The 24,579-nt window shown below is 61.5% G+C and carries 18 protein-coding genes, 3 tRNA genes and 1 pseudogene; 16 read left to right on the top strand and 6 right to left on the bottom strand.

Annotation, left to right across the window (positions count from 1 at the left end):
* Position 1: 1 nt before the first annotated feature.
* Both IFU31_RS03770 and IFU31_RS03765 read right to left on the bottom strand, forming a co-directional pair.
* Positions 2-847: an ABC transporter permease gene (locus tag IFU31_RS03770; protein WP_192102329.1), complete on the bottom strand. Its 846-nt coding sequence runs from the start codon at positions 845-847 to the stop codon at positions 2-4.
* Complete coding sequence (locus IFU31_RS03765) at positions 844-1,869, bottom strand: ABC transporter ATP-binding protein (RefSeq protein ID WP_192102328.1); 1,026 nt, start codon at positions 1,867-1,869, stop codon at positions 844-846. Before IFU31_RS03765 ends, IFU31_RS03770 begins: the two co-directional genes overlap by 4 nt.
* A 232-nt stretch (positions 1,870-2,101) precedes the next feature.
* On the opposite strand from IFU31_RS03765, the gene IFU31_RS03760 reads away from it, so the two are divergent.
* Positions 2,102-2,932, top strand: a complete 831-nt coding sequence (locus tag IFU31_RS03760) for an IclR family transcriptional regulator (protein ID WP_192102327.1) — start codon at positions 2,102-2,104, stop codon at positions 2,930-2,932.
* A gap of 24 nt (positions 2,933-2,956) precedes the next feature.
* Here the strand turns inward: IFU31_RS03760 and IFU31_RS03755 are convergent.
* Positions 2,957-4,741, bottom strand: a pseudogene (locus tag IFU31_RS03755) (sigma-54-dependent Fis family transcriptional regulator); the annotation flags it as partial.
* Positions 4,742-4,997: 256 nt separating this feature from the next.
* Here IFU31_RS03755 and IFU31_RS03750 point away from each other — a divergent pair.
* From IFU31_RS03750 to IFU31_RS03725, 6 genes are read left to right on the top strand one after another with little or no spacing between them, the layout of a single operon-like run.
* Positions 4,998-6,092 (top strand): ABC transporter ATP-binding protein, encoded by a 1,095-nt coding sequence (locus IFU31_RS03750; protein ID WP_122476025.1) that lies wholly within the window; start codon positions 4,998-5,000, stop codon positions 6,090-6,092.
* On the top strand, positions 6,092-7,189 hold the full coding sequence (locus tag IFU31_RS03745; protein WP_192102325.1) for an ABC transporter ATP-binding protein: 1,098 nt from the start codon (positions 6,092-6,094) through the stop codon (positions 7,187-7,189). The genes IFU31_RS03750 and IFU31_RS03745 overlap by 1 nt, the downstream gene beginning before the upstream one ends.
* A complete protein-coding gene (locus IFU31_RS03740) occupies positions 7,186-8,052 on the top strand; it encodes a carbohydrate ABC transporter permease (RefSeq protein ID WP_122476022.1) in 867 nt (288 codons plus the stop codon). The genes IFU31_RS03745 and IFU31_RS03740 overlap by 4 nt, the downstream gene beginning before the upstream one ends.
* 7 nt (positions 8,053-8,059) lie before the next feature.
* The gene (locus IFU31_RS03735; protein ID WP_122476020.1) at positions 8,060-8,860 is read left to right on the top strand and encodes a carbohydrate ABC transporter permease; all 801 of its coding nucleotides are present in this window, start codon (positions 8,060-8,062) and stop codon (positions 8,858-8,860) included.
* A 10-nt stretch (positions 8,861-8,870) separates the two neighbouring features.
* Positions 8,871-9,143 (top strand): DUF2160 domain-containing protein, encoded by a 273-nt coding sequence (locus IFU31_RS03730; RefSeq protein ID WP_122476019.1) that lies wholly within the window; start codon positions 8,871-8,873, stop codon positions 9,141-9,143.
* Between the two features lie 46 nt (positions 9,144-9,189).
* The gene (locus tag IFU31_RS03725; RefSeq protein WP_122713755.1) at positions 9,190-10,935 is read left to right on the top strand and encodes an ABC transporter substrate-binding protein; all 1,746 of its coding nucleotides are present in this window, start codon (positions 9,190-9,192) and stop codon (positions 10,933-10,935) included.
* A 175-nt stretch (positions 10,936-11,110) separates the two neighbouring features.
* Here IFU31_RS03725 and folD read toward each other — a convergent pair whose 3' ends face one another.
* Entirely contained in the window at positions 11,111-11,965 is an 855-nt protein-coding gene (folD, locus tag IFU31_RS03720; protein ID WP_122476016.1) for a bifunctional methylenetetrahydrofolate dehydrogenase/methenyltetrahydrofolate cyclohydrolase FolD, read from the bottom strand.
* A gap of 290 nt (positions 11,966-12,255) precedes the next feature.
* Here folD and IFU31_RS03715 point away from each other — a divergent pair.
* The 3 genes from IFU31_RS03715 (at position 12,256) to IFU31_RS03705 (ending at position 12,591) form a co-directional block, all read left to right on the top strand.
* Positions 12,256-12,332: transfer RNA gene (locus tag IFU31_RS03715), tRNA-Arg, on the top strand.
* 41 nt (positions 12,333-12,373) lie between these two features.
* Positions 12,374-12,449, top strand: a tRNA-His gene (locus IFU31_RS03710).
* Between the two features lie 57 nt (positions 12,450-12,506).
* Positions 12,507-12,591: transfer RNA gene (locus IFU31_RS03705), tRNA-Leu, on the top strand.
* A gap of 85 nt (positions 12,592-12,676) precedes the next feature.
* Here the strand turns inward: IFU31_RS03705 and IFU31_RS03700 are convergent.
* Positions 12,677-14,845: a GAF domain-containing protein gene (locus tag IFU31_RS03700; protein ID WP_192053282.1), complete on the bottom strand. Its 2,169-nt coding sequence runs from the start codon at positions 14,843-14,845 to the stop codon at positions 12,677-12,679.
* 312 nt (positions 14,846-15,157) lie between these two features.
* On the opposite strand from IFU31_RS03700, the gene tig reads away from it, so the two are divergent.
* The 6 genes from tig to IFU31_RS03670 all read left to right on the top strand — a co-directional run bounded on the left by tig (position 15,158) and on the right by IFU31_RS03670 (position 23,602).
* A complete protein-coding gene (tig, locus tag IFU31_RS03695) occupies positions 15,158-16,468 on the top strand; it encodes a trigger factor (protein ID WP_192102324.1) in 1,311 nt (436 codons plus the stop codon).
* 91 nt (positions 16,469-16,559) lie between these two features.
* Complete coding sequence (gene clpP, locus IFU31_RS03690; RefSeq protein WP_122476013.1) at positions 16,560-17,201, top strand: ATP-dependent Clp endopeptidase proteolytic subunit ClpP; 642 nt, start codon at positions 16,560-16,562, stop codon at positions 17,199-17,201.
* Between the two features lie 104 nt (positions 17,202-17,305).
* The gene (clpX, locus tag IFU31_RS03685) at positions 17,306-18,592 is read left to right on the top strand and encodes an ATP-dependent Clp protease ATP-binding subunit ClpX (RefSeq protein ID WP_122476011.1); all 1,287 of its coding nucleotides are present in this window, start codon (positions 17,306-17,308) and stop codon (positions 18,590-18,592) included.
* A gap of 151 nt (positions 18,593-18,743) precedes the next feature.
* Positions 18,744-21,140, top strand: coding sequence for an endopeptidase La (gene lon, locus IFU31_RS03680; RefSeq protein WP_192058147.1), 2,397 nt, complete (start codon positions 18,744-18,746; stop codon positions 21,138-21,140).
* Between the two features lie 143 nt (positions 21,141-21,283).
* Positions 21,284-21,556 carry an HU family DNA-binding protein gene (locus IFU31_RS03675; RefSeq protein ID WP_049858847.1) on the top strand — a complete coding sequence of 91 codons (273 nt, stop codon included), beginning with the start codon at positions 21,284-21,286 and terminating at the stop codon, positions 21,554-21,556.
* A 171-nt stretch (positions 21,557-21,727) separates the two neighbouring features.
* On the top strand, positions 21,728-23,602 hold the full coding sequence (locus tag IFU31_RS03670; RefSeq protein ID WP_192102323.1) for a SurA N-terminal domain-containing protein: 1,875 nt from the start codon (positions 21,728-21,730) through the stop codon (positions 23,600-23,602).
* A gap of 170 nt (positions 23,603-23,772) precedes the next feature.
* Here IFU31_RS03670 and fabI read toward each other — a convergent pair whose 3' ends face one another.
* Positions 23,773-24,567 carry an enoyl-ACP reductase FabI gene (gene fabI, locus IFU31_RS03665; RefSeq protein ID WP_122476006.1) on the bottom strand — a complete coding sequence of 265 codons (795 nt, stop codon included), beginning with the start codon at positions 24,565-24,567 and terminating at the stop codon, positions 23,773-23,775.
* Positions 24,568-24,579: the final 12 nt, after the last annotated feature.

The following is a 24,579-nucleotide window of genomic DNA, read 5'->3' as shown; positions in this document are numbered from 1 at the left end:
ATCATTCCCCCAGGGCTTTCTTGTAGCGACCTTCGACCAGGCGGTTCCAGGACAGCATGATCAGCAGATTGGCCAGCAACAGCGCCACGGCAATGGTTGCGCCCATGGGCCAGTTGAGTTCCGACAGGTACTGGTCGTAGACCACCGTGGCGACCATCTTCAAGCGGCGCCCGCCGAGCAGCCCGGGAATGGCGAACGAGCTGGCCGCCAGACCGAAGACGATCAGCGTGCCCGACAGCACGCCGGGCATGATCTGCGGCAGCACCACCATGCGCATCACCTTGGCCTGGCTTGCGCCCAGCGATTGCGCCGCCTGCTCGGCAGCCGGGTCGAGCTTCTGCAGCGAGGTCCAGACCGGGATGATCATGAACGGTAACATCACGTGCACCAGCGCCAGAATCACCGCGAAGGGTGTATAGAGCATTTTCAGCGGCCGCCCGCCCAGCGCTGCGATAGCCTGATTGATCAGGCCATCGGCGCCCAGCAAGAGGCTCCAGCCGAAGGCGCGCACCACCACCGAAATCAGCAGCGGGGTCAGGATCAGAATCAGGAAGATCGAGCGCCACGGCGTGCCCATGCGGCTTAGGATGTAGGCCTCCGGCACGCCGATCACCACGCACAGCAAGGTCACCAGAGCGCTGATCCAGAAGGTCCGCCAGAAAATCTCGTAGAAATAGCCGTCGCTGAGCAGGGCGGTGTAGTTGGCCAGCGTGTAGCTGTCGCTCTTGACCCCCACTTCGTAGTCGAACAGGTTGAACGACAGCACCAGGGTCAGCCCCAGCGGGACGATCAGCAGACCGACGAACAGCGCCAGCGCCGGCGCCGACAGCAGGTATCCGCGGCTCATGCGCAGGCCTCGCTGGCGAGCACTCGAAGCAGCTCGCCCGGCCAGTCCAGGCCGACGGTGACGCCAGTGGCCAGCGGTGCGCTGCCATCGTTGCGACGCACCACGGTGATCTCGCCGAGCACCGTTTCCAAGCGGTACAGCCACTGGCTGCCGAGAAAATAGCGGGTCACGATACGGCCCTGGATGCGCCCATCACCGGCGTTGCAGAAATCGATCTTCTCCGGGCGCAGGCTCAACATCAGTTCGCCTTCCCCGGCCTGTGCCAAGACCTGTGGGTGGCCCAGCGCGTCGTATTCGCCGGGCAGCAGGTTGGCCTTGCCGACGAAACCGGAAATGAACGGCGTGCGCGGGTGCTCGTAGAGCTTGTAGGGCTCGTCGATCTGGGTGACCTGACCGGCTTGCATCACCACCACCCGGTCGCTGATCGATAAGGCTTCGGCCTGGTCGTGGGTCACCATCAGCGTGGTGATGCCGACTTCACACTGGATGCGGCGAATCTCGAACTGCATTTCCTCGCGCAGGCTCGCGTCGAGGTTGGACAATGGCTCGTCGAGCAGCAGCACCGGCGGCTGGATCACCAAGGCCCGAGCCAGGGCCACCCGTTGGCGCTGGCCCCCGGACAGCTCGCGTGGGTAACGGTCGGCATGGGCGGTCAGGCGCACCAGCGCCAGCACCTGGTCGACACGGGTGCGGATGTCGCTGCTGCCAACCTTGCGCATCTTCAGGCCGAAGGCCACGTTGTCGCGCACGCTCATGTGCGGAAACAGCGCGTAGCTCTGGAACACCACGCCCAGGCCGCGGCTGCTGGGTTTGGCATGGGTGATGTCGCGGCCGTCGAGCACGATCCGGCCGCTGGTGACATCGACGAAGCCGGCGATCATCTGCAGCGTGGTGGTCTTGCCGCAACCCGAAGGGCCGAGCAGCGAGACGAACTCGCCCTGGCTGACGCTCAGGTCGGTCGCTACCACGGCCTGCACGGGTCCGTAGCGTTTGCACAGTGCTTGAAGTTCGAGAAAGGCCATGGCTGCGTTCCTCCTGTCGTTGTCGGCCGCATGTGCGGTGCGTTGATCGAGGGCAGAGGCGAAAGGGGTCCTGCAATGGGGTGGCGCTCGTTCTGAGTCGGCTGCCGGCTATTGTTGGTCTCGCCCCGTGGACGCAGAGTAGGACGAAGACTAGGATGGCGAAAGCGCTTATTTCACTGAGCGGATGGTTATTTTCAGATTAATCCTTTCAATGAAATCGGATGAATAAAATATGAATAACGATTCCACTGAGCGGAATTCAGAACCAGGTACAGGCGGTGTCTCCCGGTTGTTTGCCGTATTGCGTGGATTGTCGGCAGCGCCCACCGAGGGCGAGCGCGTCATCCAGCTCGCTGAGCGCATCGGCCTGTCGCAACCCACTACGCACCGCCTGTTGCGCGGGCTGGTAGAGGAGGGCATGGTCGAGCAGGATGTACGCAGCAAGCGCTATCGGCTGAGCCTGGAGTTCTTCGCCCTGGCCGCCCGCGCCGGCAATGGCAGCAACCTGCGCGAACTGGCGCGCCCCAGCCTGCTGCGGCTGTCGGCGTCTTTGGGTGACTCGCTGTTTCTGCTGGCGCGCAGTGGCTTCGATGCCATCTGCCTGGACCGCAGCGAAGGGCCCTACCCGATACGCACCTTCACCGGCGACATCGGTGGCCGCGTTGCGCTGGGGGTAGGGCAAGGCAGCCTGGCGATCCTCGCGTTCCTGCCCGAAGACGAGCGCGAAACCGTGATCCACTACAACCTGCCCCGGCTCAGGGACCTGCACCTGTACGACGAGGTGCTGTTGCGTTCGGAAGTCGACAGCGTGCGCAAGCTCGGCTATGCCGCGCGCAACACCGGCGTGCTGCCCGGCATGGCGGGCCTGGCGGTGCCGATACTCGACCGCAACGGCCACGCGGTGGCGGCCCTCAGTGTTGCCACCATCAGCGATCGACTTGGCCCCGACCGTCTACCCACCGTGGTCGAACTGCTCAAGCGCGAAGCTGCTGCCATCGGCCCACGGCTGAACCCCTTCGACCCGACCCTGCGCAGGCCCTCGCAGACCTTCGGCAAGGTCTGACGGGCCGCCGTGCCCGGCGTGGCCCTGTTCGCGCAGACGCTTGTAAAGCGTATTGCGGCTGACTCCCAGGCGCCTGGCCAGACGCGAGATGTTGCCGTCGTTGGCCTGCAACAGTTCGCCCAGGTCACTGACCTTGGCCAGGGTCAGCAGCGGGCGCGGCAAGGCCTGTTCCTGCGTCGGCAGTTGGCCCGCCTCGCGAAGAAAATCCTCGGGCAGATGGTCCAGGCCTATCACCTCCTCATCGGCCAGGACCAGCGCGACCTTGACCACCGCAGACAACTGACGCACGTTGCCAGGCCATGGGTGGGCCATGAATGCGGCCCACACCTCGGCGCTGAAACCGGCGCTCTGCTGGGGTTCGCGGTGCGACTCCCACACCTGTTCGATGAGCTCGCGCTTGTCGCTGCGCGCGTGCAGGGTCGGCAGGTGCAGGGTCATGCCAGCCAGGCGGTAGTAGAGGTCTTCGCGGAACAAGCCGGCCTGCACCCGCTGGCGCAGATCCTCATGGGTCGCGGAAATCAGACGAATGTCGACCGGTATCGGGTCGCCACAGCCCAGCGGCTGGATGCAGCGCTCCTGCAATACGCGCAGCAGCCGCGCCTGTGTCGGCAACGGCATGTCGCCGATCTCGTCGAGGAACAGAATGCCCTTGTCGGCCTTGCGCACCAGGCCAGGGCTGCCCTTCTGGCTGGCACCGGTGAAGGCACCACGCTCGTAGCCGAACAGTTCCGACTCCACCAGCTCGGCGGGAATCGCCGCACAGTTGACCGCAATCAGCGGGCACGACGCGCGGCTGCTGGCCCGGTGCAGAGCCTTGACCAGCACTTCCTTGCCGGTACCGGTGTCGCCGCGCAGCAGCAACGGCACGTCCTTTTCCAGCAGGCGCAGACCCTGTTGCATGGCTTTGTCCAGGCGCGGGTCGGTGCCACGGTGCGCTGCAGCCGGCGCCGGGCACGGTAAAACCGGCTTCTTGAGCAGACACTGCAACCGGTTGCGCCCTGGCGGTTGCAGGGCGAACGTGCGCTCCGGCGGGTGGTCGAGCAGTGCCTGCGGCGTCAGCCGGAACACCTGCTGCACGGTCAAGCCCGGAAGCTCGACACCCAGCAGGCTGTCGGCACGACGATTGGCCGCCAGCACGCAACCGTTGTCGTCGAACACCAGCAGTCCGGCCCACTGGCTGTCGAGGTTGTTGACTCCGGTATTGAAGATCAATTGGTGATGCCGGTCGGCGAACGCCTCGAGAATCAGACGATTCTCCACCGTCTGGCTCATCATCTTCACCAGCCCGAGCGTGTGCGAAGGCGGCAGGTGACTGTCGCTGGAAACGTCCAGCACCGCGACCAATCGCCGTTGCGCGTCGAAGATCGGTGACGCCGAGCCGTTCATCAAGCGGTTGGCAAGCAGAAAGTGCTCGTCGGGCTCGACGTGCACGGCCTGGCGGCAGGCTAGCGCAGTGCCGATCGGATTGGTCCCGGCCGATGTTTCCAGCCAGGACGCGCCGGGGACGAAACCGGCATGGCTGTGGGTAGCGCCCGGCTGCTCTCCCCACGACCTGAGCACGCGCGCCTGCGGGTCGGCCAGCCGAATCAGGCAGCGCGAATTGCCCAGGATGTGTTCGTAGTAGGGCAACACCTCGCGATGGGTGGTGTGCAGCAGCGCCTGGTGGCGTTCGAGCATCTGTTGCAACGCGGCCCGTGGCAGCGGCTCGAAGCGCGGCGCGTGATGGTGCTCAAGCCCCGCTTCGCGACAGCGTGCCCAGGAGTCGTGGATGAGCCGGTCATGGGCAAGCATTGGATTGGATACGGACATGGTTCGAGTATCCCGGCACGCGGCCTTGTTGTTTTTGTTCATGCAGTGTTGTTCACGGTTGTTCATTGTCAATGCGCCAGGCGTTCATTTTTGTTCAGTGGTGAACCCCGCCTGCCTGTGACACATACCCTCGAACCGTTTGGCTGGCGCTTTCAGCCTTGACTGGCGGCAATTGGCACGCTTATCGCTCTGGGTTTGCCAGCAGTCGTACCGATGCGAAGCCGCAACCGCTTCCAATAATAAAAAAGGCGCCGCCATGTCCCTTGTGCTCGAGCAGGTCACTCGTCGTGTGGAAAACCAGCTGTACATCGACAATGCATCGCTGGTGCTGGAACCCGGTTCGTTCAATGTCCTCCTGGGGCGCACGTTGTCCGGCAAGACCAGCTTGATGCGCCTGATGGCCGGCCTGGACAAACCCGACCAGGGCCGGGTGTTGATGAACGGTGTGGACGTGACCGGCAAGCCGGTGCGCCAGCGCAACGTCTCCATGGTCTACCAGCAGTTCATCAACTACCCGACCATGACCGTCTTCGACAACATTGCCTCGCCGCTGCGCCAGGCTGGCATGGCCCGCGAGCAGATCGAGGAGCGTGTGCTGCAGACCGCACGCATGTTGCGTATCGAGCCGTTCCTCAAGCGCCACCCGCTGGAATTGTCCGGCGGCCAGCAGCAGCGTACGGCCATGGCGCGCGCGCTGGTCAAGGATGCCGAGCTGATCCTGTTCGACGAACCGCTGGTGAACCTGGACTACAAGCTGCGCGAAGAACTTCGTTTCGAAATGCGTGAACTGTTCCTGACCCGCCATACCATTGCCGTGTACGCCACCACCGAGCCCAACGAAGCCCTGGCGTTGGGCGGCACCACCACCATTCTTCACGAGGGGCGGGTGATCCAGAGTGGCAGAACGCCGGAGGTCTACCACCGGCCAGCCACTGTGCTCGCGGCCGAGCTGTTTTCCGAACCGCCGATCAACCTGATCGAAGGTCGCATCGGTGGCCAGGAGGTCAGCTTCGCCAACTTCGTGCACTTCGCCCGCAATCTCGACCTGTCCGGGGTCCCCGATGGCGATTACCGCTTCGGCGTACGACCCAGCCACATCGGCCTGACACCCAGCAACGACGATGACCTGGAGCTGGCGGTCACCGTGGAACTTGCGGAAATCAGCGGCTCGGAAACCTTCCTGCACGTACGCAACGAGTACTTTTCGCTGGTGCTGCACCTGCCGGGCGTTCACGACTATGCGGTGGACGCAGCCATCCCGGTGTACATCCCGACCCACAAGCTGTTCGTGTTCCAGCTCGACGGGCAACTGGTCCAGGCCCCCGGCCTGCGTGTAGCGAGGGCTGCCTGATGGCCGAGATACGTCTGCAGCACCTGGCCCACAGCTACAGCGCCCACCCGGCGGGGCCCGAAGACTATGCCATCCGCGAGATGGATCACATCTGGGAGCAGGGCGGCGCCTATGCCTTGCTCGGCCCGTCCGGGTGCGGCAAATCGACCTTGCTCAACATCATTTCCGGGTTGCTCAGCCCGTCCCACGGGCAGGTGCTGTTCGACGGCAAAGTGGTCAACGAACTGCCGCCCGAGCAGCGCAACATCGCCCAGGTGTTCCAGTTCCCGGTGGTGTACGACACCATGACGGTATTCGACAACCTGGCGTTCCCCTTGCGCAACCAGGGCAAGTCCGAGGAACAGGTTCACGCTCGGGTGCAGGAAGTGGCCGAAGTGCTCGACCTGCAGCGCCTGCTGCAGCGCAAGGCGCGCAACCTCAGCGCCGACGAGAAGCAAAAGGTGTCGATGGGCCGTGGCCTGGTACGCGACGACGTCTCGGCGATCCTCTTCGATGAACCGCTGACGGTCATCGACCCGCACCTGAAATGGAAACTGCGGCGCAAGCTCAAGCAGATCCACGAGCAGTTCAACATCACCATGGTCTATGTCACCCACGACCAGCTCGAGGCCTCCACCTTCGCCGACAAGATCGCGGTCATGTACGGCGGCCAGATCGTCCAGTTCGGCACCCCGCGCGAGCTGTTCGAGCGACCGGCGCACACCTTCGTCGGCTACTTCATCGGCAGCCCCGGCATGAACCTCGTCGATGTCCAGCCCGAGCGTGGTGGGGTCGGTTTCGGCGGCATTCATGTGCCCTTGTCGGAGGCCTTGCAGGCGCGCATTGCCCAGGGCGGCTGGCAACGCCTGCAGATCGGCATCCGTCCCGAGTTCATCCGGGTCTGGGACGAAGGCTTCGAGGCGGCCCTGCACAGCGAGCGGGTCCATCTGGAAGACCTGGGCACCTACAAGATTCTCACCCTGCTGCTCGGCGGCCAGACCTTCAAGGTGCGTTTGCCCGAGGACCGCACCGTGCCCGAGGGCACGGTGTTCATCAGCTTTCCCGCGCAGTGGCTGATGGTCTATGCCGATGACCGCCTGCTGGAGGTGAAGCCATGAACAAGGTTCAGAACAACAAGGCCTGGTGGCTGGTGCTGCCGGTGTTCCTGCTGGTGGCGTTCAGCGCCGTGATTCCGATGATGACCGTGGTCAACTATTCGGTGCAGGACATCTTCGACCAGTCCAGCCGCTACTTCGTTGGCGCCGACTGGTACCGTCAGGTCCTGCAGGACCCGCGCCTGCACGATTCGCTGCTGCGCCAGTTCATCTATTCGGGCTGCGTGCTGCTGATCGAGATACCCCTGGGCATCGCCATCGCCCTCACCATGCCGGCCAAGGGCCGCTGGTCGTCGCTGTGCCTGATCGTCATGGCCATTCCGCTGCTGATTCCGTGGAACGTGGTAGGCACCATCTGGCAGATCTTCGGCCGCGCCGACATCGGCTTGCTGGGCTACACGCTCAACGCCATGGGCATCAGCTACAACTATGCGTCCAACACCGTGGACGCCTGGGTCACGGTGCTGGTCATGGATGTGTGGCACTGGACTTCGCTGGTGGCGCTGCTGTGCTATTCGGGCCTGCGCGCCATCCCCGACGTCTACTACCAGGCTGCGCGTATCGACCGTGCCTCGAACTGGGCGGTGTTCCGGCACATCCAGTTGCCGAAGATGAAAAGCGTGCTGCTGATCGCGGTCATGCTGCGCTTCATGGACAGCTTCATGATCTACACCGAACCCTTCGTGCTGACCGGTGGCGGGCCGGGCAACGCCACCACGTTCCTCAGCCAGACCCTGACGCAGATGGCCGTGGGTCAGTTCGACCTGGGCCCGGCCGCGGCCTTCTCGCTGGTGTACTTCCTGATCATCCTGCTGGTGTCATGGCTGTTCTATACCGCCATGACCCACAACGACAAGCAAGGTTGAGGCAGCCATGAGCAAACGCAAACTGATTCCCCTGCTGCTGTACATCCTGTTTTTGCTGGTGCCCATCTACTGGTTGCTGAACATGTCGTTCAAGAGCAACGGTGAAATCCTCGGCGGGCTGACCCTGTTTCCCCACGAATTCACCCTGGCCAACTATCGGGTGATCTTCACCGACCCCAGCTGGTACACCGGCTACATCAATTCGCTGTACTACGTGAGCCTCAACACGCTGATCTCGCTCAGCGTCGCGCTGCCGGCGGCCTATGCGTTTTCGCGTTACCGCTTTCTAGGCGACAAGCACCTGTTCTTCTGGCTGCTGACCAACCGCATGGCGCCGCCTGCGGTGTTCCTGCTGCCGTTCTTCCAGCTGTACTCATCCATCGGCCTGTTCGACACGCACATCGCCGTCGCGCTCGCGCACTGCCTGTTCAACGTACCGCTGGCGGTGTGGATTCTCGAAGGCTTCATGTCCGGCGTGCCGAAGGAGATCGACGAAACCGCCTACATCGATGGCTACAGCTTTCCGAAATTCTTCGTGAAGATCTTCATGCCGCTGATTGGCTCGGGTATCGGTGTAACGGCCTTCTTCTGCTTCATGTTCTCGTGGGTGGAATTGCTCCTGGCGCGCACCCTGACTTCGGTCAATGCCAAGCCGATCGCGGCGGTGATGACCCGTACCGTTTCAGCCTCGGGCATCGACTGGGGTGTGCTGGCTGCGGCCGGCGTGCTGACCATCGTGCCCGGCATGCTGGTGATCTGGTTCGTTCGCAACCATGTGGCCAAGGGCTTCGCCCTGGGCCGCGTATGAGGAGCCTGTGATGGAGTGGATGGCCTGGACTCTACCGACTGCCCTGTTCTTCGGCGCCATCGCGCTGTTGCTCGCCGGCATGACGTTCTACGAATTGCGCTCGCCCTGCACCGAGCGGCGCGGGTTCCTGCCGATCGCGACCACTCGCGGCGATCGGTTGTTCATCGGTCTTCTCGGTAGCGCCTACCTGCACCTGCTGGTGATCGGCGTTACCGACTGGAGCATCTGGGTCGCCTCGGCGCTGTCCCTGGTGTGGTTGCTGGCGGTAATGCGTTGGGGCTGAGCCACACGGGTCTGCGCGACGCAAAAATTCCAAACAGGAGGTCACTATGTACAAGAACAACAACAAACTGCGACATAGCATTGCCCTGGCGACCGCGCTGGCGTGTGCCGGACTGAGCGCCGCGGCTTGGGCGGATGCCTATGAAGACGCGGCGAAGAAATGGGTAGGCGCCGAATTCAAGCCATCCACCCTCACGCCCGAGCAGCAGATGGCGGAGATGCAATGGTTCATCGAGGCCGCCAAGCCGTTCCGAGGCATGAGCATCAACGTGGTGTCCGAAACCCTCACCACCCATGAATACGAAGCCAAGACCCTGGCCAAGGCGTTCAGCGAGATCACCGGGATCAAGCTCACCCACGACCTGTTGCAGGAAGGCGATGTGGTCGAGAAGCTGCAGACGCAGATGCAGTCGGACAAGAACATCTACGATGGCTGGGTCAACGATTCGGATTTGATCGGTACCCACTTTCGCTACGGCAAGAGCGAATCGATCACCGACATGATGGCCAGTCCCGAGGGCAAGAAGGCTACCTCGCCGACCCTCGACCTCAAGGATTTCATCGGCATCTCGTTCACCACCGCGCCCGACGGCAAGGTCTATCAACTACCCGACCAGCAATTCGCCAACCTGTACTGGTTCCGTGCCGACTGGTTCGAGCGCCCGGAACTGAAGAAGAAGTTCAAGGAAATCTACGGCTACGAACTCGGTGTCCCGGTCAACTGGTCGGCTTACGAGGACATCGCCAAGTTCTTCTCCGAGGACGTCAAGGAGATCGACGGCAAACGCATCTACGGGCACATGGACTACGGCAAGAAAGACCCCTCGCTGGGTTGGCGCTTCACCGATGCCTGGTTCTCCATGGCCGGCGGTGGCGACAAGGGCCTGCCCAACGGCTTGCCGGTGGACGAGTGGGGCATTCGCGTGGAGGACTGCCATCCGGTGGGTTCCAGCGTGACCCGTGGCGGCGACACCAACGGCCCGGCAGCCGTCTATGCGACGCAGAAATACGTCGACTGGATGCGTGCCTACGCACCGCCCGAAGCTCAGGGCATGACCTTCTCCGAATCCGGCCCGGTACCGGCCCAGGGCAACATCGCCCAGCAGATCTTCTGGTACACCGCCTTCACTGCAGACATGACCAAGCCTGGCCTGCCGGTGATGAATGGCGATGGCACGCCGAAATGGCGCATGGCACCTTCGCCCAAGGGCCCGTACTGGGAAGAGGGCATGAAGCTGGGGTATCAGGACACCGGCGCCTGGACCTTCCTCAAGTCGACGCCCGAGAAACAGCGCCTGGCAGCCTGGCTGTACGCGCAGTTCGTGACGTCGAAGACGGTCTCGCTGAAAAAGACCATCGTCGGCCTGACGCCGATTCGCGAATCGGACATCAATTCCCAGGCCATGACCGATCTGGCACCCAAGCTGGGTGGCCTGGTGGAGTTCTACCGCAGCCCGGCTCGCGTGCAATGGACCCCGACCGGCACCAACGTGCCTGACTATCCGCGTCTGGCGCAGTTGTGGTGGAGCCACATTTCCGAGGCAGCCAGCGGCGAAAAGACCCCACAGCAGGCGCTCGATGGCCTGGCCAAGGACCAGGACGCGATCATGACCCGCCTGGAGCGCAGCAAGGTGCAACCCGTGTGCGGGCCGAAGATGAACCCCGAGCGCGACGCCCAGTACTGGTTCGACCAGCCCGGCGCACCCAAGCCTAAACTGGCCAACGAAAAACCGCAAGGTCAGACCGTGGGCTACGCCGAACTGGTCAAGTCGTGGGAGGATGCAAGAAAGTAGCTGCAGGCGCGGTCAGCGGCCAGGAAAGCCGCGCTGCGATTGGCCTGCCACACCGCGCTGTCCTTTTCGCGGCCACAGGCCGCTCCTACGGAAGATGGATACCCCCGCAGGCGCGGTCAGCGGCCGCGAAAGCCGCGCTGCGGTGCAACGGATGCAGCGCGCATCAGGGCTTACGTCACTGGTGCAGCGTTTCTGCCGCATACAGGGTGTTTTCCAGCAGGCAGGCGCGAGTCATCGGACCTACGCCGCCTGGGACTGGAGTGATCCAGCCGGCACGGGGCAGGGCAGTGTCATACACCACGTCGCCCACCAGCTTGCCATCGGCCTGGCGATTGATGCCCACGTCGATCACGATCGCACCTTCCTTGATCCATTCGCCCTTCACCAGCCCTGGCTTGCCCGCGGCAACCACCACCAGATCGGCGCGGCCCACGTGGCCCGCCAGGTCCTTGGTGAACCGATGGGTCACGGTCACGGTGCAGCCTGCCAGCAGCAACTCCATGGCCATCGGTCGGCCAACGATGTTGGAGGCACCCACCACTACCGCGTCCATGCCATACAGATCCTGGCCAGTGCTTTCCAGCAGGGCCATGATGCCCTTGGGCGTGCACGGACGCAGCAACGGAATGCGCTGGGCCAGGCGGCCGACGTTATAGGGATGGAAACCATCGACGTCCTTGTCCGGACGGATGCGCTCGAGCAGCAGCGAGGCGTCCAGATGCTCGGGCAGCGGCAACTGCAACAGAATGCCGTCGATCTCGGTGTCGGCATTGAGCGTGTCGATCAGCGTCTCGAGCTCAATCTGCGAGGTGGTGCTCGGCAGGTCGAAGGCCCGGGAAACGAAACCGACTTCCTCGCAGTCCTTGCGCTTGTGCGAAACATAGACCTGGGACGCGGGGTCGGTACCCACCAGAATCACCGCAAGGCCCGGCGTGCGCAGGCCTTGCCGACGACGCTCGGCAACCTGATGAGCGATCTGCCGACGCAGGTTGGCGGCGATCGTCTTGCCGTCGATAAGTTGTGCAGTCATGACGCGTGATTAACCATCGAAAAGGAATGAAAATGTGCGCGCATTCTCGCATGTCGCACGCCCAGGGCAAAGGCGCTTGCTTCGCGAAACCTCCTAAGCCCTTTAATTAAATGAATTTTTTTCAAAAAAGAGTTGACGACCCCAAGGCTCGCCTATAACATTCGTCGCACTTGTCGGGCAGGGCCTAGCACTGGTGAAGAAGGTAGAGCAAAACAGGCGGTTTCAAGGCTTGTTTGTCATCACCGACTGAAGCTCTGGATTTGTAATCTGCAAGGACTACAGACTCAAAAGCGCCCGTAGCTCAGCTGGATAGAGCATCCGCCTTCTAAGCGGATGGTCGCAGGTTCGAGTCCTGCCGGGTGCGCCATTAGGCAGCTTTGGCACAAGTAACGCAGTAAACGCAATATGGTGGGCGTAGCTCAGTTGGTAGAGCACAGGATTGTGACTCCTGTTGTCGTGGGTTCGATCCCCATCGTCCACCCCATATTCCGAAAGGCGCCCGATTCTTACCGATCCGGCGCCTTTGCTTTAAAAGCTACACGCGGACGTGGTGGAATTGGTAGACACACTGGATTTAGGTTCCAGCGCCGCAAGGTGTAAGAGTTCGAGTCTCTTCGTCCGCACCAACCCGTACAGCCAGGCCTAGGCCTGCTGCGCAACGTGAAAGCCGCCTTCGGGCGGCTTTTTCGTGTCTGCGTTTCAGTCGACGAGTCACGCCTCCACGGGCTGGACCATGCTGAAGGTGATGACATTGCCGTTCTGCTCGACGCTCAGGTTGCCACTGTGCGCAACCGCGATGGCCTGAGAAATGTACAGCCCGATCCCCAGGCCGTTCTTGTTGCGCAGGTTTTCACTGCTGTGCGGCTTGAACGGCTGGAACAGCGTCGACAGGCGCTCGGGGGCCACCGGGGTGGTCTGGTTGAGGACCGACAGCCGCGTGTTGTTTTGCTCCGTGCTCAAGCTGATCAGTACCGGCGTATCCGGCGTGCCATGGTAGCGGGCGTTGCCCAGCAGGTTGGTGATGACCTGCGCGTAGCGGTCCGGATCGACCATGGCGCGCACATCCGGTTGGATGCGTGCCTCGATGGTCAGGCCAGGGAAAGCCACCGCTGTCTCATCGACGATGCTTTCGACCAGCGCCGACAGATCGGTTTCGACCCGATTGACCATGATGCCGAGGCCGGACTGCAGGCGGCTCATCTCAAGGATCTGGCTGATCAGCCGTTCCATGCGACCACTGGAGTGGCTGATGTGCTTGCGCAGTTCGGTGTCGCGCGTCTCGCTCGAGGACAACATGGCCGCAGCCATGGAAATCGACTGCAGCGGATTGCGCAGGTCATGGCCGAGCATGGCGATCAGGCGCTGACGCATGCCATCGATCTCGCTGGCACGGCTCAGGCACAATTCGACCAGGTCGCGTCGCAGCTTCTCGGCAATGGTGATATCGGTATCGCCCCAGTTGGCCGAACGCCCACGCACCACTTCTTCCCAAGCCTCGAAGGAGCCCCGTGGCGTCAGGCGTGGCCCGGACGGCCCGACCTTGATGATTTTCTCCGGCTTGCCGCCCCAGCGCACATTGTTGATTTCTTCCTTGCGCAGCCACATCACCCAGCCCGATTCCTGGCGATGGAAACGGACCGCCAGAATGCCGCAGTAGCCGCTGGTATTGCGTTCACTCTCTGAACCCTGCCAATTGTCGGTGTGGAAGACCTCGAGGTTCGGGTCCTGCTCGACGTGCTCCAGCACCTGGCGACACAGTGGGTCGAAGTGCCCGCCGATGCTTTGGGTGCGACCCGACATGACCACTGCGGCGCCATCGCAGGGTATCAGCGCGGCAATGTTGTCCGGCTCGCCCGCCAATGCACTGACCAGGTCTTCGGAGTCGCGCGCCAGGGTCATGAGTTTTTGTTGCTGGTCGCTCGCCTGCTTCAAGGTCTGGGTGGCCAGGTTGTGTTCCAACCGCTCGACCAGCGCGCTGCACACCTGCGAGATGACCTGAAAAGACATGCGCAATGGATGCGCCATCGTCTTGGGTGCCATGTGATGGCAGGAGAACAGCCCCCACAGCTTGCCGCCGACGACGATCGACACGCTCATCGAGGCGCGCACGCCCATGTTGGTCAGGTATTCGCAGTGAATCGGCGAAACGCTGCGCAGGGTGCTGAAGCTGAGGTCGAACGGCTGGCCGGTCCGTGGATCCAAGGACGGCGTCAACGGCGCTGGCGCATAGGCCACGTCGGCGATCAGGCGAATCGGGTTGAGTATATAAAGCAGGCGTGCCTGGGCAGGGATGTCCGATGCCGGGTAGCGCTGGCCCAGGTAGCTCTCGAGGTCTTCGCGGTGGGCCTCGGCGATGACTTCGCCAGACAGGTCGGGGCGAAAACGGTAGGCCATGACCCGGTCGAAACCTGTCATGTTGCGGATTTCGGCAGTCACGCGGCTCAGCAGTGCGTCGATGTCGTGGCGGTTCTGCATCTGGCTGATGATGCGCTGCGCGTACAGGGCGAACTGGCTGAACGAGCCGCTGGCGGTCCGACGCGGCTCGAACTCCAGATACAGGACCTGCAGATGGCGATGGGCAACCACGTCGAACAGGCGGCCAAGCAGGACACTCTCGACGCTGTTCGCCCAGTGATCACTGCTGGCAAGGCCCTCGGCGATCAAGGCCAGGGCATCGGCGCCCAGCAGTTCGCTGTTCGGGGTAGTGCCCGGCAATACATCCAATCCGGTGATGGCCATCAGGTTGGCGCTGCGAGTCAGCACGCGACCTTCGCCGTCCAGTGCGATCAGCGCGCCGTGAGGCTGAATGGCCCCGGGCCGATGAATGGGCTCGTCCTCGCAATTGGCGAGGGAGACCGGCGTGTCAGGGCTTATGGCCATGAGGGTCCTGCAAGAATAGAGGTTGCTACGGGAAGCGACAGAATGGCCGAGATCTCCACGTGGAAGTGCAAGGTAATGGCTTTATCCTTTGCATAGGATACCAGCGAGCCTGAGATTATCTTGCAAAACTTGTCCGTCAGGGCATTTGCAGGCCTGGGCCAGCCTTCTTTTGCTGCCGTTTGACGGTTTCTTCAGCGACTTTGTGCGCATCCATGTGCATAGGGTGACTTCTTGAGTTCGAGCCTCTAGAATGCTTGCCCTTGATCTGGGGTCGGAAATGGCCGGCTAACGTCTGTGCAACGAGGAAAATCCATGCAAGTTTCTGTTGAAAACACTTCCGCTCTCGAGCGCCGCATGACCATCGGCGTTCCCGCCGAGCGCATCGAGGCCGAAGTCAACAAGCGTCTGCAACAGACCGCCCGTAACGCCAAGATCCCGGGCTTCCGTCCAGGCAAGGTGCCTATGAGCGTCATCCGTCAGCGCTACGAGGCTGACGCGCGCCAGGAAGCCCTGGGCAACGTCATCCAGGCTTCCTTCTATGAAGCCGTGGTCGAGCAGAAGCTCAATCCAGCCGGCGCACCCGCCGTCGAGCCGAAAGTGTTCGAGAAGGGCAAGGACCTGGAATACATCGCCACCTTCGAAGTGTTCCCCGAGTTCGAAGTCGGCGCGTTCGACAGCATCGAAGTCGAGCGTCTGAGCGCCGACGTCGCCGACAGCGACCTGGACAACATGCTCGAAGTGCTGCGCAAGCAGAACGTACGCTACGAGCAGACCGATCGCGCCGCGCAGACCGAAGACCAGCTGAACATCGACTTCGTCGGCAAGATCGAAGGCGAAGAGTTCTCCGGTGGTTCCGCCAAAGGTACCCAGCTGGTTCTGGGTTCGGGCCGCATGATTCCTGGTTTCGAAGACGGCCTGGTCGGCGCCAAGGCCGGTGAAGAGAAGGTCCTGAACCTGAGCTTCCCCGAGGACTACCAGAACCTCGAGCTGGCCGGCAAGGCCGCCGAGTTCACCGTCACCGTCAACAGCGTTTCCGAAGCCAAACTGCCAGAGCTGAACGAAGAGTTCTTCGGCCAGTTCGGCATCAAGGAAACCGGTCTCGACGGCTTCCGCGCCGAAGTTCGCAAGAACATGGAGCGCGAGCTGCGTCAGGCAATCAAGGCCAAGATCAAGAATCAGGTCATGGACGGTCTGGTATCGACCAACCCGATCGAAGTGCCCAAGGCGCTGCTCGACAACGAAGTCGACCGTCTGCGCGTTCAAGCCGTGCAGCAGTTTGGCGGCAACATCAAGCCTGACCAATTGCCGGCCGAGCTGTTCACCGAGCAAGCCAAGCGTCGCGTCGTGCTGGGCCTGATCGTTGCCGAAGTGGTCAAGCAGAACGAACTCAAGCCGGACGAAGCACGCGTGCGCGAGCTGATCCAGGAAATGGCCTCGGCCTACCAGGAGCCTGAGCAAGTTGTATCGTGGTACTACAAAAATGATGAGCAGCTGAACGAAGTCCGTTCGGTTGTGCTGGAAGAACAAGTTGTGGATACTGTTCTGCAGAAAGCCAAGGTGACCGACAAGTCGGTCTCTTACGAAGAAGCGGTCAAGCCGGCGGAAGCAGCACAAGCCGAGTGATCGTTCTCTGAGGTTCGAAAACACCATAAGCCAGCCTTCGCGCTGGCTTATGCGTATTCAAGACATGACTATTTGGGAGTGAGTGCGAGACATGTCCCGCAATTCTTATATTCAGCAGAGCTCTGACATCCAGGCCGCAGGCGGCCTGGTCCCGATGGTTATCGAGCAATCGGCTCGTGGCGAACGTGCGTACGACATCTACTCGCGCCTGCTCAAGGAACGAGTGATCTTCCTGATCGGCCCTGTGGAAGACTACATGGCCAACCTAGTCGCCGCGCAGTTGCTGTTCCTTGAGGCGGAAAACCCGGACAAGGACATCCATCTCTACATCAACTCACCAGGCGGGTCGGTGACGGCGGGGATGTCGATCTACGACACCATGCAGTTCATCAAGCCGGACGTGTCCACCACCTGCATCGGCCAGGCCTGCAGCATGGGCGCGTTCCTGCTTGCCGGTGGCGCCGCGGGCAAGCGTCATTGCCTGCCCAACTCGCGCATGATGATTCACCAGCCGCTGGGCGGTTTCCAGGGCCAGGCCTCGGACATCGAGATCCATGCCAAGGAAATCCTGTTCATTCGCGAGCGTCTCAATTCGCTGCTGGCGCACCACACCGGCCAGAGCATCGAGACCATCGAGAAGGACACCAACCGCGACAATTTCATGAGCGCCGAGCGTGCGGTCGATTACGGTTTGATCGACTCTGTGATGTCCAAGCGCAACTTGCCCGCCTAAGCAGCCAGATGGGGGTGGTGGCCATGTCAGCCACCTGTGGGCTTGAAAAAGCCCGCAATAGCCTTCATCTTGTGTTGCAAGCCTATCGGATTTGGATCGATCGAATGACTGACACCCGCAACGGCGAGGACAACGGCAACAAGCTGCTCTATTGCTCCTTCTGTGGCAAAAGCCAGCATGAAGTGCGCAAATTGATTGCCGGCCCCTCGGTCTTTATCTGCGACGAGTGCGTCGACCTGTGCAACGACATCATCCGCGAGGAGGTGCAGGAAGCCCAGGCCGAGAGCAGCGCGCATAAATTGCCCTCGCCCAAAGAAATAAGCGGCATCCTGGATCAGTATGTGATTGGCCAGGAGCGCGCGAAGAAGGTTCTGGCGGTAGCGGTGTACAACCACTACAAGCGCTTGAACCAGCGTGACAAGAAGAACGACGACGTCGAGCTCGGCAAAAGCAACATCCTGCTGATCGGCCCGACCGGTTCGGGCAAGACCTTGCTGGCTGAAACACTGGCTCGCCTGCTCAACGTTCCGTTCACCATCGCCGATGCCACCACCCTGACCGAAGCCGGTTACGTGGGTGAGGACGTCGAGAACATCATCCAGAAGCTGCTGCAGAAGTGCGACTACGACGTAGAGAAAGCCCAGATGGGCATCGTCTACATCGACGAAATCGACAAGATTTCGCGCAAGTCGGACAACCCGTCCATCACCCGTGACGTTTCGGGCGAAGGCGTGCAGCAGGCGCTGTTGAAGCTGATCGAGGGCACCGTTGCCTCGGTACCGCCGCAAGGTGGTCGCAAGCATCCTCAGCAGGAGTTTCTGCAGGTCGACACGCGCAACATCCTGTTCATCTGTGGTGGTGCATTTTCCGGCCTGGAAAAAGTCATCCAGAATCGCTCCACCCAGGGTGGTATTGGTTTCGGTGCCCAGGTGCGCAGCAAGCAGGAAGGCAAGAAGGTCGGCGAGTCGCTGCGTGAAGTGGAGCCGGACGATCTGGTCAAGTTCGGGCTGATCCCCGAGTTCGTCGGTCGTCTGCCGGTTCTGGCAACGCTGGACGAACTGGACGAGGCGGCACTGATCCAGATCCTTACCGAACCGAAGAACGCGCTGACCAAGCAGTACGGCAAGTTGTTCGAAATGGAAGGTGTGGATCTCGAGTTCCGCAGCGATGCCTTGAAGTCCGTTGCTCGTCGTGCTCTTGAGCGCAAGACTGGTGCGCGAGGCCTGCGTTCGATTCTCGAAGGCGTTCTGCTCGACACCATGTATGAAATTCCTTCGCAGACCGATGTAAGCAAAGTGGTCATCGATGAGAGCGTGATCGAAGGGACGTCCAAGCCGCTGTTGATCTACGAAAACAGCGAGCCGCCGGCGAAGGCTGCACCCGACGCCTGATCGACAATCTGAGCTGGAACAAGGAAGGGGCCTACGGGCCCCTTTCGTTTTTCAGACAGTGAACTTGTTTTTTGCGGGGCGAGCCCCCACATTGAAGGCATGCTCAATTCCATCTGTTTACGGCCTTCGGGGCCGCTGTAGAGGCGAAATCATGAAGACAACCATCGAATTGCCTCTCCTGCCATTGCGTGATGTCGTCGTCTATCCGCATATGGTTATCCCGCTGTTTGTGGGTCGTGAGAAGTCCATCGAAGCCCTCGAGGCGGCGATGTCTGGCGAAAAGCAGATCCTTTTGCTCGCGCAGAAGAATCCCGCCGATGATGATCCAGGTGAGGACGCCCTGTACCGTGTCGGTACCGTTGCCACCGTTCTGCAGCTGCTCAAGCTGCCTGACGGCACCGTCAAGGTGCTGGTCGAAGGCGAGCAGCGCGGCAGCGTCGAGCAGTTCCTGGAGATCAACGGCCACGTTCGCGCCGAAGTGCAATTGATCGACGAAGTCGATGCGCCGGATCGCGAGTCCGAAGTGTTCGTGCGCACGCTGCTGGGTCAGTTCGAGCAGTACGTGCAGCTGGGCAAGAAGGTCCCTGCCGAGGTGCTGTCCTCGCTGAACAGCATCGATGAGCCTGGCCGCCTGGTCGACACCATGGCCGCGCACATGGCGCTGAAAATCGAACAGAAGCAGGAGATCCTCGAGATCATCGAGTTGCCGGCGCGTGTCGAACACGTACTGGCACTGCTGGATGCCGAGATCGACCTGCTGCAGGTCGAGAAGCGCATTCGCGGGCGGGTCAAGAAGCAGATGGAGCGCAGCCAGCGCGAGTACTATCTGAACGAGCAGATGAAGGCCATTCAGAAAGAGCTGGGCGATGGCGAGGAAGGGCACAACGAAGTCGAAGAGCTGAAAAAGCGCATCGACGCGGCGGGCCTGCCCAAGGACGCCCTGGCCAAGGCCACGGCCGAGTTGAACAAGCTCAAGCAGATGTCGCCGATGTCTGCAGAAGCAACGGTGGTGCGGACTTATATCGACTGGCTGGTGCAGGTGCCTTGGCAGGCGCAGAGCAAGGTGCGCCTCGACCTGGCACGCGCCGAAAGCATTCTCGATGCCGATCACTACGGGCTCGAAGAGGTCAAGGAACGCATCCTCGAATACCTCGCCGTGCAAAAGCGCGTGAAGAAAATCCGTGGCCCTGTGCTGTGCCTGGTCGGGCCGCCCGGTGTGGGCAAGACCTCCCTGGCCGAATCCATCGCCCATGCCACCAACCGCAAGTTCGTGCGCATGGCCTTGGGCGGTGTTCGCGACGAAGCCGAGATTCGCGGTCACCGTCGTACCTACATCGGTTCGATGCCTGGTCGTCTGATTCAGAAGATGACCAAGGTGGGGGTCCGCAATCCGCTGTTCTTGCTCGACGAGATCGACAAGATGGGCAGCGACATGCGCGGCGATCCGGCCTCGGCGCTGCTGGAAGTGCTCGATCCAGAGCAGAACCATAATTTCAACGATCACTACCTGGAAGTCGACTACGACCTTTCCGACGTGATGTTCCTGTGCACCTCGAACTCGATGAACATTCCGCCGGCGTTGCTCGACCGGATGGAAGTGATCCGTCTGCCCGGCTACACCGAAGACGAGAAGATCAACATCGCGATCAAGTACCTGTCGCCCAAGCAGATCGAAGCCAACGGCTTGAAAAAGACCGAAGTCGAGATCGACGTCGAGGCGATCCGCGACATCATTCGCTACTACACCCGCGAAGCGGGCGTGCGAGGCCTGGAGCGTCAGATCGCCAAGATCTGCCGCAAGGTGGTGAAGGAACATGCACACCTGAAGAAATTCACCGTCAAGGTCACCGCCGAATCGCTGGAGCACTTGCTGGGCGTGCGCAAGTTCCGCTACGGCCTGGCCGAGCAGCAGGACCAGGTGGGTCAGGTCACCGGCCTTGCCTGGACTCAGGTGGGCGGCGAGTTGCTGACCATCGAGGCTGCCGTGGTTCCCGGCAAGGGCCAGCTGATCAAGACCGGTTCGCTGGGTGACGTGATGGTCGAGTCCATCACGGCGGCGCAGACGGTGGTACGCAGCCGCGCCAAGAGCCTGGGTATCGCGCCGGACTTCCATGAGAAGCACGACACGCATATCCACATGCCCGAAGGCGCCACGCCCAAGGACGGTCCGAGTGCCGGTGTCGGCATGTGCACTGCGCTGGTTTCGGCCCTGACCAAGATTCCGGTGCGTGCCGATGTCGCCATGACCGGCGAGATCACCCTGCGCGGCCAGGTATTGGCCATCGGTGGCCTCAAAGAGAAGTTGCTGGCGGCCCATCGTGGTGGAATCAAGACTGTAATCATCCCTGAAGAAAACGTGCGCGATCTCAAGGAAATTCCCGACAATATCAAACAGGATCTGCAGATTAAACCTGTTAAATGGATTGACGAAGTCCTGCAAATTGCGCTGCAATACGCGCCTGAGCCCTTGCCCGATGTGGCTCCCGAGATTGTCGCCAAGGATGAGAAACGCGATACGGATTCCAAGGAACGAATCAGCACGCATTGAGCCTTGATTTGACTGGGTGGCTTTCTTGACAGTTTTTTAGAGCCCTTGTTATAAAGCGGCACTTGCTGTCTCGACAGCCACCCGGCGCACGTTTCACCACATACTTAGAAACAACTCAAAATATCGATATAAGGGGACTTATAGTGAACAAGTCGGAACTGATTGACGCAATCGCCGCATCTGCTGATATCTCCAAGGCTACAGCTGGCAAGGCGCTGGACGCCGTGATCGAATCCGTGACGGGCGCCCTTAAATCCGGTGATTCGGTTGTGTTGGTAGGTTTCGGTACGTTCTCCGTGACTGATCGCCCGGCGCGCACCGGTCGCAACCCGCAAACCGGCAAGGCGCTGGAAATCGCGGCTGCCAAGAAGCCCAGCTTCAAAGCCGGTAAAGCCCTGAAAGAAGCTGTCAACTAAGCTTCGGCCACGCCTTTGCTACCTGCTGCCAGGCCATGCCGGCAACAGGAGTGGAGCTGAGCAAGCTCCGCGAGTTACGAGAAGGCGCATCCTCGGATGCGCCTTTCTTCTATCCGGATTCCTATTACTCTCCGCGGTCGCTCTATCTGTACGACCGTTTTCGGGGGATGCATGCTGCAGAACATCAGGGATAACTCCCAGGGCTGGATTGCCAAGACCATCATCGGTTTGATCATCGTGTTGATGGCGCTTACCGGTTTCGACGCGATCTTCCAGGCCGCCAGCCATAGCCAGGACGCTGCCAAGGTCAACGGTGACGAGATCACCTTGAACGAGCTAAGCCAGGCCACCGAGATGCAACGTCGCCAGCTGATGCAACAGCTGGGCAAGGATTTCGATCCGGCCCTGCTCGACGACAAGATGCTGCGCGAAGCGGCCCTCAAGGGTCTGATCGACCGCAAGTTGCTGCTGCAAGGCGCACATGACGCCAAGTTCGCCTTCTCCGAAGGCGCGCTCGACCAGATCATGCTGCAGACACCGGAATTCCAGGTTGACGGCAAGTTCAGCGCCGAACGTTTCGACCAGGTCATCCGCCAGATGGGTTATGGCCGCTTGCAGTTCCGCCAGATGCTCTCCGAAGAGATGCTCATCAGCCAGCTGCGCGCCGGCCTGGCAGGCAGCAGCTTCGTGACCGACGAGCAGGTTGCCGCTTTCGCCCGTCTCGAGAAGCAGACCCGCGATTTCGCTTCGTTGACCTTCAAGGCTGACCCGTCGGCGACCAAGGTCACCGACGAGGAGATCAAGGCGCACTACGAAGAGCACGCCAAGGAGTTCATGAGTCCCGATCAGGTGGTCATCGACTATGTCGAATTGAAGAAGTCTTCGTTCTTCGACCAGATCAACGTGAAGGACGAGGATCTCCAGGACGCCTACCAGAAAGAGATCGCCAACCTGTCCGAGCAGCGCCGTGCCGCGCACATCCTGATCGAAGTCAACGACAAGCTCGATGACGCGCAGGCCAAGGCCAGGATCGAGGAAGTACAGGCGCGCCTGGACAAGGGCGAGGACTTCGCCAAGCTGGCCAAGGAAGTCTCACAGGACCCAGGCTCGGCCAACAATGGCGGCGATCTCGGCTTCGCCGGCAATGGCGTGTACGACCCGGCGTTCGAAACGGCGCTCAATGCCTTGAGCAAGGGCCAGGTGTCGGCGCCGGTGCGCACCGATTTCGGCTGGCACCTGATCAAGCTCGAAGACGTGCAGGCGCCGGACGTACCGACCTTTGCCAGCCTCAAGGCCAAGCTCACCAGCGACCTCAAGACCCAGGAAGTGGAACAGCGCTTCGTCACCGCCACCAAGCAGTTGGAAGACTCGGCGTTCGAAGCCTCCGACCTCGGTCAGCCCGCCCAGGAACTGGGCCTCAAGGTGCAGACCTCCGAGCCATTCGGCAGGGACGGCGGCAGCCAGGGCGTCACGGCCAGTCGCGCGGTGGTCCAGGCTGCGTTCAGCCCCGAAGTGCTGGAAGAGGGTTCCAACAGCGCTGCGCTCGAGCTGGATCCGGAAACCATGGTCGTGGTGCGTGTGAAGGAGCATCGCAAGCCTGCGCAGCTGCCGCTGGAAGCCGTATCCGGGCCGATCCGTACCGAGTTGGCCAAGCAGCACGCTGCAGCCCAGGTGAAGGCCAAGGGCGAAGCGTTGCTGGCCGGTCTGCGTGACGGCAAGGTGCCGTTGGCTGCCCGCCAGGACGGGCAGTCGTGGAAAGTGCTGGAGGCGGTCACCCGCGGTCAGGACGGCATCGAGCCGGCCGAGCTGCAGGCGCTGTTCCGCATGCCCAAGCCGCAGGCCAAGGAGAAGCCCGAGTTTACCAGTGTGTCGCTCAAGGACGGCAGCTTCGTGATTCTCCGCCTGGACGGCGTGAACGAGGCTGCTGCGCCCAGTGATGAAGAGAAGACCCAGTATCGCCGGTTCCTGGCGTCGCGCATGGGGCAGCAGGATTTTGCCGCGTACCGCAAGTTGCTGGAAACCAAGGCGGACATCACCAAGTATTGAGGTGATGGATGTTTGAACAAAAGGCCGCGTATGCGGCCTTTTGTTTGTCCAGGCATCGGCGGCGCCCTTTCGCGGCCGATGACCGCTCCTACGGAGATTTCTGAATCTCAGGTAAAAAAACGCCGCTCGAGGTGAGCGGCGTTTTCTTCGATCGAGTGCAGCCTGACGACTTACTCTTCGATATCACCCATGGCGGTGGTGTTGAAGCCGCCGTCCACGTACATGATTTCGCCACTGATGCCCGACGCCAGGTCGGAGCACAGGAACGCGCCGGCGTTGCCGACTTCGTCGATGGTGACGTTGCGGCGCAGCGGGGTCTGCGCCTGGTTGGCCGAGAGCATCTTGCGGAAGTTCTTGATGCCCGACGCTGCCAGGGTACGGATCGGACCCGCCGATACGGCGTTGACGCGAGTGCCTTCCGGGCCCAGAGAACCGGCCAGGTAACGCACGCCGGCTTCCAGCGAAGCCTTGGCCATGCCCATGACGTTGTAGTTGGGCATGGTGCGCTCGGCGCCCAGGTACGACAGGGTCAGCAGGCTGCCATTGCGGCCTTTCATCATGTCGCGACCGGCCTTGGCCAGGGCTACGAAGCTGTAGGCGCTGATGTCGTGGGCGATGCGGAAGCCTTCGCGGGTGGTGGCTTGGGTGAAGTCGCCATCGAGCTGGTCGCCGGGGGCGAAACCGACGGAGTGAACGATGACGTCCAGGCCGTCCCACTTCTTGCTCAGGGCTTCGAAGACCGAGGCGATCTCAGCATCGCTGGCCACGTCGCAAGGGAAGCACAGATCGGCGCTCGAGCCCCAGCCGGCGGCGAATTCTTCGACGCGGCCCTTGAGCTTTTCGTTCTGGTAGGTGAAGGCAAGTTCAGCACCCTCGCGATGCATGGCGGCAGCGATGCCGGATGCGATGGACAGTTTGCTGGCGACACCGACGATCAGGACGCGCTTACCGGCGAGAAAACCCATGTGTTGTTCCTC

The organism is Pseudomonas sp. CFBP 13602 (assembly GCF_014842725.1).
Lineage (GTDB): Bacteria > Pseudomonadota > Gammaproteobacteria > Pseudomonadales > Pseudomonadaceae > Aquipseudomonas > Aquipseudomonas baltica.
Note: the sequence above shows the minus strand (reverse complement) of the source record. Positions and strands in the feature narration are given on the sequence as shown.